Origin of the sequence: Fibrella aquatica (assembly GCF_041321135.1) — a bacterium.
GTDB lineage: Bacteria > Bacteroidota > Bacteroidia > Cytophagales > Spirosomataceae > Fibrella > Fibrella aquatica.
The window spans coordinates 276,236-288,783 of the sequence record NZ_JBGGWF010000002.1 but is presented as its reverse complement, the minus strand read 5'-3'; the positions used below and the strand labels follow the sequence as shown (position 1 = coordinate 288,783).

Here is a 12,548-nt window from a genome sequence, read left to right as displayed (position 1 = left end):
CTTTTTTAGTGTCCATTAAAAAAACGTTATGAAAATGAACAAGGTACTTTTAGCTGTCGGCCTCCTGTCGGCAGGTGTGGCTGTGGGCCAGACAACAACGACGAATCCGTCGTCTACAACGACCAGTACGTCGAATTACAATACGTCGAATACGAGTAATGAGAACAGCCGGAACGCTACGTTGCAAACCAACAGCAGCACGAACCGCCCGACCTCAACCACAGGTAGCTCGTATAACAGCACCAGCTCAAACACTGGGAACAACATGGGTACGTCGGGTATGTCGACCGGATCATACAGTAATTCATCAGCTGTGGGTTCAGGGAATTACAACAACAACATGGGTACTGGCACCAACAGCATGGGTACTAGCACAAACAGCATGGGTACTGGCACCAATAACATGGGCACAGGTACAACTTCGGGTAGCTACAACACAAACAGCGTAGGTATAGGCACGTCGGCGACAACGCCTTCAACTACTACTGACTACAACACGGGTACATCGAACACGTATTCGACACAGACAACAACAACTACCCGACCAGAGCGTACTAAAGACTATAAGAACTTTGCTTATGGTATTTATGCCGGACTGAACTCGACTCGTTTCCGGGGCGAAGACCTTAATGCCGATGATCCAGTTGGTCGTGTAGGTTACCAAGCTGGTTTCTTTGTGCGGGGCGGTGGTCGTTTATACGGACAGATTGGTGCTGAGTACTTCGCATCGAGTTCGAATTACTTCCGTCCGGGCGATGGTCAGTCGGTTGAAGCCATTCGTGACCAGATCAACATCCAGTACATTCAGGTTCCTGTTTACATCGGTTACAAGCTAACTGAGTCAGATCGTGGTATTTCGGCCATTCGCGTGCAGGTTGGTGCTGAGTATGCTAACCGTATCAGCTCAAACAGCGGTCAATTTGACTTGAGTAATTCTGAGATTAAGAGTGGTTCATTTAATGCGCTCGGTCAATTAGGTTTCGATATCGGTCCATTCCTGATTGATTTAACCTATCACCATGGCTTGAGCGATGCCGTTCGGATCGATACATTCCAGGGCTCAACGCGCCGGATTCTGAGCGCTAGCGTTGGATTCAAATTCTAGAAATTGTCTGTATTACAGACAACTAGATTCTTATTGATAGTGCATAAAGGTCGTTCTCTCAAAGAGCGACCTTTATTATTTCTATAGAGTCAGTAGATAACTCTACAAACATTCTGGCAAATCTGTAGGTTGTCAAAGTAGTAGTAAGCTTACCAACTCAACAACGTTATGAAAAAGCAAGTACGGGCTATTGCGCTGGTAGCCTTCTCAATCGGGGCCAGCGCGCTTTGCGCCACAAACGCTGTAGCACAGCGCTATGATGACAACAGAACCGATGATCGCCGTCGGATGGAAGAACAGTATGACCGCCGCGACGACAAACGCGATGAGCGCTCGCGGGAAAACGACGTCGATATGCGCATCGAGAGACGTCGGGAGTTTAACACCCGCAAGATGGATGAGCCACGCTATGATAATGACTATCGTGGCCGCTCTTCGCGCCAGTCGTATCGGTTAGAAGATCTGAGCAAGGCCTACGACGAAGGTTTTGATGATGGACAAAAATCGTTCGAGAAACAGCAGAAGGAAGAGCGTCGTGAAGACTATAAAAACTTCACATTCGGCATCTACGCCGGGGCCAACTCGACGCGCTTTCAGGGCGAAACCATCGATACTGACGGCAATGGCTCGGCTTTGGCGGGTCGGTTAGGCTATCAGGCTGGTTTCTTTGTGCGGGGCGGCGGCCGTCTTTTCGGTCAGATTGGTGCTGAATACCAGACGTCGAGTTCTGAATTTTTCCGTCCAGGCGATGGGGCCTCTATTGAAGACATTCGTTCGAATATCGACCAGAAGTACCTGCACGTACCTGCCTACGTAGGTATCAAACTGGCGCAGTCAGAACGGGGTGTGTCGGGCATTCGTTTACAAGTTGGTGCTGAGTTGGCTACTCCACTGGGTGGCAACAACAGCGTATTGAACCTGCAACGCAGCGATTTCAACGATGCAACATTGAATGGTCTGGCCAACATTGGTTTCGATGCAGGTCCGTTACTGATCGACTTCGTGTATCACCACGGTTTCCAGAACGTACTCCGCGACAATACGTCAGGTTCGCAACGTCGGGTACTAGGCGTTAACTTAGGATTTAAGTTTTAATCGGGTAATAGCCAAAAACGGCTTTTCGGGTTGCACTACGTGAAACCTGAAACTAAAAAGGGTGGTTCATCAGGCAGACAAGTCAGATGGATCACCCTTTTTGCATGAATACACTCTTCCCCATTTTCGTCAAACTCGACCAACTGCAAACATTGATTGTGGGTGGCGGCTACGTTGGCCTGGAAAAGCTAACCGCTGTGCTAGCCAATTCACCTGAAGCACCTGTCACCCTTATTGCGCCCGAAATAAGGGCCGAAATTCATGAACTTGCCCAACAACATCCGGCCGTTACCCTCGTATTAGGTACGTACCAACCTGACTACCTGACGGACAAAGACATTGTCATTGTAGGTACCAATGATAAAGCGGTCAACCGGCAGGTACAGATTGATTGTAAAGCCCGAAAAATTCTGGTAAACGTGGCCGATACACCACCACTTTGCGATTTTTACCTAAGTTCGGTCGTAAAAAAAGGCGATCTGAAAATCGCCATTTCTACCAACGGAAAGTCGCCAACCTTTGCCAAACGTCTGCGCGAAGTACTTGAAGAGATGCTTCCCGAATCACTTCAGGAAACCCTTGATAACCTGACGGCCATTCGTAAACAACTCACCGGCGATTTCCAGGCCAAAATGGACCGCCTCAATGAGATTACGAAGGTGTTGAAGTAAGTTTTGGGTTTGATGTTTAGTGTTTGATGTGCGCTGCTGGTTAACCATTTGGCAGCCAAGCAGCGCACATCAAACACTAAACATCAAACCCAAAACTCTAATTTACCTGCGTATAAGACTCCACCATTCGTTTGATTGTGGTCCAACGGCGACGGGAGATAGAGAGGCGCTCACCGGTTGTCAGCAACACATAGGGGCCAGTTTCGTCACGCTCTACCCCAACAATATAGCGGGCATTAACCAGGCAATTCCGGTGTAGCCGCAGGAAAAATTGGGTGGGTAATTTAGGCTCATAAAATTTCAGTGTACGAGGCATAAGCATCCGCTTCCCCTCTTTCCAGTTCAACCAGGTATAGTTTGTCTCAGACTGGAGATAAACCAGGTTGGCTACAGAAAAAGTCTGTTGACCGCACTCCCGCTGATACAGACGCAGCGAAGGCCATTCGTCTGAACCAGTTCGATTAGTAGCACTTAAAACAGGGATAGATGATGCCATAGTAGTTTTCAATGTTATGAGTTAGTTAAATAGATGTATCAAATCTATAAAAAACTATAACTGAAAACTACTGTAACTGCCGCAGTTGTAGGCTATTGAGAACTATCCGTATGTAAACGAACCTTGTTTGTATGCCAAAAGCAGCCGTTCAGAACGAGAGCCAGTTAGGAATAACCGGTGACTTATTACCCAGTACGACAAAATAGATAAGAGCGGCCAGCAGGGTATAACCTATAGCAAGCCACTTTTTTTTCTGGGTAAAGAGTACTGCATTATGGTAATAATCGTAGACCATCGAAGCGCTTAGGCCAGCCACCATCATGAAGAAAGAAAGAATACCCAAGTCGGTTCGGTAGAAACGTAGGCTCGCCATAATGGGTGCCCCGGCCAACAGGTAGAGCAGCCAGCAACCAAAACCGGCCCTGTACAGATAGACACTGAGCCGAGGGTCGTTTTTTAGGTCGAATAAGTCATTTGAAACTTTTTCGGACATGCGCTTTGTCTGTTTAACAGATTGAAGATACGTTCTTTTTACGATTGTGTCAAAACCGTTACTCATGAACAGCACAGATGCTACACCCGTAGCCCCCACCTATAACACAATGACGGTCGATTTAGTCCGCGTTGATGATGCCTTTCATTTCGCCGCTACCGGTGCCTCGAGCGTTACCCTCGACATTGATGGTTCAGTCGACATTGGCGGTCATAATGCCGGCGCACGGCCCATGGAGATGCTTTTGATGGGCTTGGCCGGTTGCAGTGCCATTGATGTGATCGTGATTCTGAATAAGCAAAAGCAGGTGATCGATGACTTCAACATTCAGGTACGTGGCGAACGTGAGGCCGGAGCGATGCCTTCTCCTTTCAAAACCATTCACATCGAATATCGACTAAAAGGTGAGCTCGACGAAGCCAAAGTGCGCCGCGCCATTGACTTATCGATGGATAAATACTGCTCGGCCACCGCTCAGTTACGCCCCAGTGCCGACATTACTTGGTCGTTGGTACTTAACTAGTTTGTGGTTTGTTGTGTGAGGTTTGTGGTTGCGCTGCAAATCCACAAGTATCTGGGCATGGCAGCGCAACCACAAACCTCACACAACAAACCACAAACCATTTTCTGGTCCAGAATTTGTAGTTTACAATCCGTAACAAACCAAACTTACTACCATGAAAAATATGCTGATGGGCCTTGCCCTGATTGCCACACTCTCTACGGTTGCTTTCGCCGGCAGCAAGGATAAGGCTAAGAAAGAGAAGAAAGCCAAAACAGAGAACTGCGAAAAAAAGTGTGAGAAAGGCACCAGTGGCCCCTCATGCTGCATGAAAAAAGCGCAGGCCTGATTTACGGACAAATCGAGTCTGAGAGGCTCATTACATCATTTGCAAGCCGTGCAAATGATGTAATGAGCCTTTTGCGTTGGTTTTTGCTAACTTTCAAGCCCCTTTAGAGTTCATTTCCTAAGCACATTAATCTACCTATGGCCAAGCGCAAAACCACCGCGGCGGCGGACAATACCCCAACACTTCCTGAATCGACCTCTGTTGAACAGCCCGTTGACGCACCAACAGGACCCTACTCGCGCTTCACTGATCTTGATATTCACCTGTTTCGCGAAGGAAAGCATGCCCGACTTTACGAAAAATTTGGCTCTCATGTAGTAAACCACAACGGCGTGCAGGGAACGTATTTTGCCGTTTGGGCACCCTCGGCCAAATACGTCTCGGTAATCGGCAGCTTCAATGGCTGGGACCGGGGCAGCGCCTCGATGAACGTTCGCTGGGATTCGTCGGGCATTTGGGAGGTGTTTATTCCCAACATCGGCAATGGCGAAACGTACAAATACTTCATTGTACACGAAGGCGGCCGCGAGATGGAAAAAGGCGATCCGTATGCTCACCTCTGGGAGGTGCCGCCTCTTACTGCCTCTCGTATCTGGGATACGTATTACGAGTGGGACGACCAGGAATGGATGAACACAAGGGCCGAAAAAAATGCCTTGAACAAGCCTGTATCTACCTACGAAGTACACATGGCTTCGTGGAAACGCGACCCATCGAACCCGGAGCGTGAGTTGACTTACGACGAAATTGGGGATACCCTCGTTCCTTACGTGCAGGATATGGGCTTCACTCACGTGGAGTTTATGCCGGTGATGCAGTATCCCTACGCGCCTTCGTGGGGGTATCAGGTAACTGGTTATTACGCACCAAGCAGCCGATTTGGCCACCCGCAGGATTTTATGCGGCTGGTAGAACGGTTGCATAAGGCGGGTATTGGCGTTATTCTTGACTGGGTACCGGCCCACTTTCCCGGCGATGCGCACGGCCTTTACGAATTCGATGGCACGCATTTATATGAACACCCCGATCCCCGGAAAGGCTACCACCCCGACTGGAAATCCTACATCTTCAATTACGGCAGACCTGAGGTACGTTCGTTCCTGCTCAGCAACGCCATGTTCTGGCTCGACCGTTGCCATGCCGATGGACTTCGGGTTGATGCCGTAGCGTCGATGCTGTACCTTGACTATTCGCGTAATGCGGGTGAATGGGAGCCAAACATCTACGGAGGCCGCGAAAACCTGGATGCCGTTTCTCTCTTCAAGGATATCAACGAAGCCATTTACCGCGACTTCCCCGATATTCAGATGATAGCCGAAGAATCAACGGCTTTCCCAGGTGTATCACGCCCTATCTATACGGGTGGTCTGGGCTTCGGTATGAAGTGGATGATGGGCTGGATGAACGATACCCTCCGGTATTTCGAGCACGAGCCAATTAACCGCAAGTACCATCAGAATGAACTGACCTTTAGCACGATATATGGCTTCTCTGAGAATTACGTTCTGCCGTTGTCTCACGATGAAGTGGTGTACGGTAAGCACTCGCTGGTAGGTAAGATGCCCGGCGACGAATGGCAGCGTTTTGCCAACCTTCGCCTTCTGTACACTTATATGTTCACTCATTTCGGCACCAAACTGCTGTTTATGGGTGGTGAATTCGGTCAGACCTCGGAGTGGAATTTTGAGCAGAGCCTCGACTGGCACTTGCTTGACCACGCTCCGCACAAAGGCATGGCTCAGTGTGTAAAAGCCCTGAACCATCTGTACCGATCGGAGCCCGCCATGTATGAGCGCAGCTTCAGCCCCGAAGGCTTTCAGTGGATCGATACCAGCGATCATGAAAACAGCGTGATCACCTACCTGCGCCGGGGTGAGAAACCCGAAGAAACCCTCATCATTGCGCTGAACATGACGCCTGTTCCACGCACCGACTACCGGGTCGGCGTACCGGCCAGAGGATCATACGGCGAAGTGTTCAACTCCGACCGGCTTGATTATTACGGCAGTGGTCTGGCAAACGCAGAGTCGGTGCATACTGACGATGCAGGTATGCATGGGCACCCTTATTCATTGCCGCTGACATTACCCCCACTGGCCGGTATTGTGCTGAAATGGATGCCCGGCACCGAATAGTAGACAAGTAATAACCCTTTTTGCGAAAGCCGCCCGAACTGAGTTCGGGCGGCTTTCGTGTCTTTTGGTGTATTGACATCCCTAAATACAGTATGCAACCGCCTGAAATTACTTCGATAAAAAGTAGCTTTGTTTCTATGGCAGTCTAACGTACCTGATGAAAAAAAACGATCAACATCCAGCCTCTACTGACCCGTCGGCCAATTCACGGCGGTCGTTTCTTAAAACGCTTGGCGTAGCGGCCACGGCTCCCGCTGCGCTCGCCCAATCGGCCAAGGCCGCGCCAACTACGCAGTACCTGAACCTGATAAAAAGCCACGCCAGTTCGTCGGCCAACAGCAAAGTCAGAATGGCGTTGATCGGCACCGGCGGCATGGGTATTGGCGACATGCAAACCGCCTTAACGATCGACGGCGTTGAGATGGTGGCGGCCTGTGACCTGTATGATGGGCGCTTGCGTAGAGCCAAAGAGTTGTGGGGCAATGACCTGACCGTCACCCGCGACTACCGCACCCTGCTCGACCGTACCGACATCGATGCCGTAATTAACGCTACCACCGACCATTGGCATGAAAAAATATCGTCGGACGCCATGCGCAAAGGAAAGCACGTGTATTGCGAGAAGCCGATGGTGCAGAAGGTCGAAGACGGCCATACGCTCATTAAGGTAGCCAACGAAACGGGCAAGGTTTTTCAGGTCGGCAGTCAGTTTGCGTCGTCGATCATTATCGCTAAAGCCAAAGAGTTGCTGAAAGCCGGGGATATTGGTGACCTGGTTTTTGTAGAGGCTATTTATGACCGGCACAGCGCGATGGGAGCCTGGCAGTATTCGATTCCACCCGACGCCTCTCCCCAAACCGTTGACTGGGATACGTACTTGGGCAGCGCGCCCAAGCGTTCGTGGGACCCGCTCCGATTTTTCCGCTGGCGCAATTATCAGGACTACGGCACCGGCATTGCAGGTGACCTATACGTGCATCTACTTACGACGCTGCACACGGTGACGGGCTCGCTCGGGCCAAATCGCGTGTATTCGAGCGGGGGCACACGCTATTGGAAAGACGGTCGCGACGTACCTGACATTCAATTAAGTATCTACGACTACCCCAAAACAGCCGAACACCCTGAGTTCAACCTCACCACACGCTCTAACTTTGTCGATGGTGGCGGTGGTAATTATCTGGTCCGGCTCGTAGGCACCGAAGGCGACCTGTCGATAGGCTGGGATAGCCTGACGGTACACCGAAATAAATTCCCGAAAGCACCCGGCATGTCGATCGATAATTTCCCGAAAGATCAGAAAGAACTGTTCATTGCCGATTACAACAAGCTATACCCGTCAATTCCGGAAATGGATGGGCCGAAGGAGTTCAAGTACACCGTACCCAAAGACTATAAAGGCGATCGGTACGAACACTTCGTTAACTTCTTCAATTCGGTCCGCGACAAAAAACCAAACATCGAAGACGCCACCTTCGGCCTCCGCGCCTGTGGACCAACGCAGTGCGGTAACATGAGCCTGTTCCAGAAAAAAGTTATGACCTGGGATCCCGTCAAGATGAAAATCGGCAACGCTGTATAACAGCGGTCGCACAAGCATTAGCGTCTGTTTAGGTAGGGAGTATCGTCAGATCCCCGACCTGACGATTTTTTGGGTCCCCGACCCGATTAGAGGCTACTCAACGCTTGAAGAGCAAGCAAGTAGTGATCCACCTGCGGTGGTTGAGTGTACTGTAGCGGGGCCGGGGACCCCTATAACTGTCAGGTCGGGGACCTGACAACACATTACCTAATTTTAGCCTTTACTTACCTAAAAAATGCTCCAAAGCAGGCAGTAGAAGCTCGCTCTGGGGCATTTTTTTGAATAAAACAGTCTCATTACTGTGCAAATAAAATCCGTCTTTAGTCGCCTCCTGCTCTTGCTGCTGCTGCCAGCCACCCAGTTACTGGCGCAATCAACGCCAATGAGCCAATTACGCGTTCAGGGCAACCAGTTCGTCACCGCTGATGGCCAACCAATTGTTTTTAGGGGTCTGAACGCCAGCGACCCTGACAAACTGGAACGAAATGGCCATTGGGACAAAGCGTATTTCGAAGAAATGAAACGCTGGGGTGCTACGCTGGTTCGCTTGCCGGTGCATCCCGCCGCCTGGCGCAGTCGAGGTAGCGCGCAGTATTTACAACTGCTCGACAAAGGGGTGGCCTGGGCGGGTGAGCTGGGCCTATACGTGGTCATCGATTGGCACAGCATCGGCAATCTGAAGAACGAGATGTACCAAAGCACTAATTACGAAACCACCCACAAGGAATCGTTCGAGTTCTGGCGTACCATGTCAGATCATTACAAGGGAAACACCACCGTTGCCTTTTTCGAGTTGTTCAACGAACCAACCGTCATGAACGGGAAACTGGGTACGTGTAGCTGGGCCGAGTGGAAAGCGCTAATGGAAGAAACCATCACCATCATCAGGGCCAACGGCAGCAAAGCCATTCCGCTGGTGGCGGGTTTCAACTGGGCGTATGATTTGAAAGAGGTGGCTCAAAACCCCATCAACGCCGAAGGCATTGGGTACGTTAGCCACCCCTACCCCATGAAGCGCCCTAAACCGTGGGAGGCCCAGTGGACGGCCGATTGGGGATTTGTTGCCAAAAAATACCCGCTTATGCTGACTGAGATTGGTTTCTGCGGACCCGACGATAAGGGCGCTCACGTGCCAGTCATCAGCGATGAATCGTACGGCGATGCTATTACGAATTACTGCACCACCAACGGCATCTCGTACATCGTCTGGGTGTTTGATCCACAATGGGCACCCATGCTTTTCAGCGACTGGAACTTCACCCCTACCCGTCAGGGGCGATACTTCAAACAGGCCATGCAAGCCCCACTAAGAAAGCAATAGTTCACGTAAAAGCGACAACTTATCTGCAATTCAACACTTTATACCCCTATGTCTTACAAAAAAATTACGGTTGGTCTGGTTGGCTTTGGCCTGTCGGGTCGCTATTTCCATGCGCCTTTCTTATCCGTTCACCCAGGATTTGACGTGACGACGGTGGTGACCAGCCGACCCAATGAGGTAACAGCTTTCAACCCTGCCATCGCCACCGTTGCAACAGCCGACGAATTACTCGCCGACGATTCTATCCAACTGATTTTTATCTGCTCGCCCAACGAAACCCATTTCCACTACGCCCTATCTGCGCTGGAACGAAATAAGCATGTGGTGATCGAAAAACCATTTGCCCTTACCGAAGCAGAAACCAATCAGGTGCTGGAACTGGCCGCCTCGCGCAACCTGGTAGCAACGGCCTACCACAACCGCCGCTGGGATGCCGATTTCCTGACCGTCAACCAGCTCATTGCCGACAACAAACTGGGGGCCGTACTTGATTACGAAGCAAGGTATGATCGATTTGTGCCGGTCGACAGCCGGAGTACGTCCTGGAAAGAACTTCCGGGCAACGGGCGGGGCAGTTTGTTCAACCTGGGTCCTCATCTCGTTGATCAGGCGTTACACCTGTTTGGCACCCCAACTACCGTTTCGGCCGATATCAGGATCATTCGGCCCAACAGCCAGATTGAAGACTGGTTCTCGATCCGGCTCGGTTATGCCGATAAAGAAGTCACGCTGAAATCAAGCCTGATGGCCCACCAAAACCATCGCCGGTTTACCATTCACGGCACTGCTGGTTCGTTTAGCAAGGGGGGACTGGATGTGCAGGAGCCTACGCTCAAGCTAGGTACGTTGCCCAACACGCCCAATTGGGGGTATGAACCCCTGGAAAACCGGGGTCTGCTCACCACCAACGATCAAACAGAACTCGTTGACAGTTTACCCGGTAACTACGCCGCTTTTTACGCCGCGCTCTACGAATCCATTGCGAACGGAGCCGAGCTGGCCGTAAAACCCCATGAAATACAGGCAGCTACCCGCGTCATTGCACTCGCCCAGCAAAGCAGCCGCGAAGGTCGAACACTGTCTTTTTGAGATTGCCACATCGTGATGGGCCTGTTGTCAGTATGATCGGGGCCAGTAGTTCTTTGACAACCATACCCTACTACAAACACCCCCGATGCAGCATAATCGCCGCCATTTTCTACAACAATTGGGCTTCGGAGCCCTCGGCCTCACCGTTGCCACTACGGGCTGGGCCAACTCAGGTACGTTGGCCGAAAGCCTGCTATCCCCTTCACGCAGCCTAAAACTGCCGCGCAGCCTGCCCACAGCGCAGGGAGTTGCTCCGGAAGGCCTGGTCAATTTTGTGAATGCGATTGAAAAGGCGAATCTGAATGTGCATAGCGTCATGGTGGTCAGGCATGGGCAAGTAGTGGGCGAAGGCTGGTGGGCACCCTACGCACCCCAGCTCAAACACACCCTGTACTCTCTAAGCAAGGCATTTACCTCGACGGCCGTGGGCCTGGCCGTTGACGAAGGGCGGTTGACGGTAGACGACAAAGTAATCTCTTTTTTCAAGGATCAATTGCCGGCTACCGTCAGCGATAACCTGGCAGCCATGCGGGTGAAAGACCTGCTGACCATGTCGACGGGGCACGATAAAGAACCCACGCCTGATATGCGGGCCAACGGCAACACCAACTGGATTAAGGTCTTTCTGGCGCACCCTGTCGAGCACAAACCCGGAACGCACTTTGTGTACAACAGCGGGGCCACCTACATGCTGTCGGCTATTGTGCAGAAATTGACCGGACAGCCCTTGATCACGTACCTGCAACCTCGCCTCTTTGGCCCCTTAGGCATTGAGGGCGCCGATTGGGAAGTTGACCCGAACGGCATTAATGTGGGTGGTTGGGGCCTTCGACTGCATACCGAAGATATCGCCAAGTTTGGACAGTTGTATTTACAGAAGGGCGTATGGAATAGCAAACGAATTTTGGCCGAAAGCTGGATTACCGATGCCACCAAATCTCACGTTCAATCGGCGGGTGGGAAACGGAAAGCAGAAGAAAACGACTGGCTACAGGGCTATGGCTACCAATTCTGGCGCTGTCGGCACAACGCCTATCGGGGCGACGGTGCCATGGGCCAATACTGCATCGTTATGCCCGATCAGGATGCCGTGATCGCCATTACATCGGAAACGGGCGATATGCAGGCCGTTATGGATGCTGTGTGGAACCATATCCTCCCTGCTTTTAAGTCAGATAAACTCCCTGCCGACGCGGCTGCAACAGCCGGTATGACCAGAAAGCTGAGTAACCTGGAGCTAACCTACCCACAAAAGGCCGCCACGTCGCCCGTTGTGGCGAAGGTCAGCGGTAAAACCGTGGCCTTCAGCGATAACAGTACTACTATCAGTACGATGTCGCTTACGTTTGGCGGCGATAAATGCGTGGTGAAACTCCGCGATGAGAACGGTGCGCACGAGCTTATCTGTGGTATCAACCGATGGGCAGAAAGCGTATCGACCCTGTCGGCAAAGCCCATCAAACTAGTTGCAACGCCCGTTCCCGGCGAGCGTAAAACCCGCATTGCCGCCACCGGTACCTGGCAGGATGAGAACACGTTTCTGATGACATGGCGATTTATTGAAACGGCTCACTACGATAGTGTCACCTGCCGTTTTAGCCCAACGGGTATGACGGTTGACTTCGAGAGCAGCATTGCTCACCTGAACAAAACGAAAGATGCCCGCCCTACCCTTCAGGGCACAATCAGCTAACGGCTAAGCAATTATAA

Annotated in this window: 12 protein-coding genes; 10 read left to right on the top strand and 2 right to left on the bottom strand. The window is 51.3% G+C overall.

From position 1 onward, the window contains the following. Nucleotides 1–28 precede the first annotated feature (28 nt). The 3 genes from ACAW87_RS05105 to ACAW87_RS05095 all read left to right on the top strand — a co-directional run bounded on the left by ACAW87_RS05105 (nucleotide 29) and on the right by ACAW87_RS05095 (nucleotide 2,871). Nucleotides 29–1,105 carry a porin family protein gene (locus ACAW87_RS05105; protein WP_441656224.1) on the top strand — a complete coding sequence of 359 codons (1,077 nt, stop codon included), beginning with the start codon at nucleotides 29–31 and terminating at the stop codon, nucleotides 1,103–1,105. Nucleotides 1,106–1,273: 168 nt separating this feature from the next. Continuing rightward, nucleotides 1,274–2,200, top strand: coding sequence for a hypothetical protein (locus ACAW87_RS05100; protein WP_370722080.1), 927 nt, complete (start codon nucleotides 1,274–1,276; stop codon nucleotides 2,198–2,200). A 104-nt stretch (nucleotides 2,201–2,304) separates the two neighbouring features. After that, a complete protein-coding gene (locus ACAW87_RS05095) occupies nucleotides 2,305–2,871 on the top strand; it encodes a precorrin-2 dehydrogenase/sirohydrochlorin ferrochelatase family protein (protein WP_370722079.1) in 567 nt (188 codons plus the stop codon). Nucleotides 2,872–2,968: 97 nt separating this feature from the next. On the opposite strand, the gene ACAW87_RS05090 is transcribed toward ACAW87_RS05095, so the two are convergent. Both ACAW87_RS05090 and ACAW87_RS05085 read right to left on the bottom strand, forming a co-directional pair. Continuing rightward, complete coding sequence (locus tag ACAW87_RS05090; RefSeq protein ID WP_370722078.1) at nucleotides 2,969–3,367, bottom strand: LytR/AlgR family response regulator transcription factor; 399 nt, start codon at nucleotides 3,365–3,367, stop codon at nucleotides 2,969–2,971. Nucleotides 3,368–3,515: 148 nt separating this feature from the next. Further along, entirely contained in the window at nucleotides 3,516–3,860 is a 345-nt protein-coding gene (locus ACAW87_RS05085) for a hypothetical protein (RefSeq protein WP_370722077.1), read from the bottom strand. Nucleotides 3,861–3,924: 64 nt separating this feature from the next. On the opposite strand from ACAW87_RS05085, the gene ACAW87_RS05080 reads away from it, so the two are divergent. From ACAW87_RS05080 to ACAW87_RS05050, 7 genes are all read left to right on the top strand, one after another. Then, nucleotides 3,925–4,383, top strand: coding sequence for an OsmC family protein (locus tag ACAW87_RS05080; protein WP_370722076.1), 459 nt, complete (start codon nucleotides 3,925–3,927; stop codon nucleotides 4,381–4,383). Between the two features lie 154 nt (nucleotides 4,384–4,537). Then, the gene (locus tag ACAW87_RS05075) at nucleotides 4,538–4,711 is read left to right on the top strand and encodes a hypothetical protein (RefSeq protein WP_370722075.1); all 174 of its coding nucleotides are present in this window, start codon (nucleotides 4,538–4,540) and stop codon (nucleotides 4,709–4,711) included. Between the two features lie 137 nt (nucleotides 4,712–4,848). Continuing rightward, nucleotides 4,849–6,846 carry a 1,4-alpha-glucan branching protein GlgB gene (gene glgB / locus ACAW87_RS05070; RefSeq protein ID WP_370722074.1) on the top strand — a complete coding sequence of 666 codons (1,998 nt, stop codon included), beginning with the start codon at nucleotides 4,849–4,851 and terminating at the stop codon, nucleotides 6,844–6,846. Between the two features lie 157 nt (nucleotides 6,847–7,003). Then, nucleotides 7,004–8,428 carry a Gfo/Idh/MocA family protein gene (locus tag ACAW87_RS05065; protein ID WP_370722073.1) on the top strand — a complete coding sequence of 475 codons (1,425 nt, stop codon included), beginning with the start codon at nucleotides 7,004–7,006 and terminating at the stop codon, nucleotides 8,426–8,428. A 301-nt stretch (nucleotides 8,429–8,729) separates the two neighbouring features. Further along, nucleotides 8,730–9,749, top strand: coding sequence for a glycoside hydrolase family 5 protein (locus ACAW87_RS05060; protein ID WP_370722072.1), 1,020 nt, complete (start codon nucleotides 8,730–8,732; stop codon nucleotides 9,747–9,749). A 48-nt stretch (nucleotides 9,750–9,797) separates the two neighbouring features. Continuing rightward, on the top strand, nucleotides 9,798–10,838 hold the full coding sequence (locus tag ACAW87_RS05055) for a Gfo/Idh/MocA family oxidoreductase (RefSeq protein ID WP_370722071.1): 1,041 nt from the start codon (nucleotides 9,798–9,800) through the stop codon (nucleotides 10,836–10,838). A gap of 85 nt (nucleotides 10,839–10,923) precedes the next feature. Next, nucleotides 10,924–12,531: a serine hydrolase domain-containing protein gene (locus tag ACAW87_RS05050; RefSeq protein ID WP_370722070.1), complete on the top strand. Its 1,608-nt coding sequence runs from the start codon at nucleotides 10,924–10,926 to the stop codon at nucleotides 12,529–12,531. Nucleotides 12,532–12,548 lie beyond the last annotated feature (17 nt).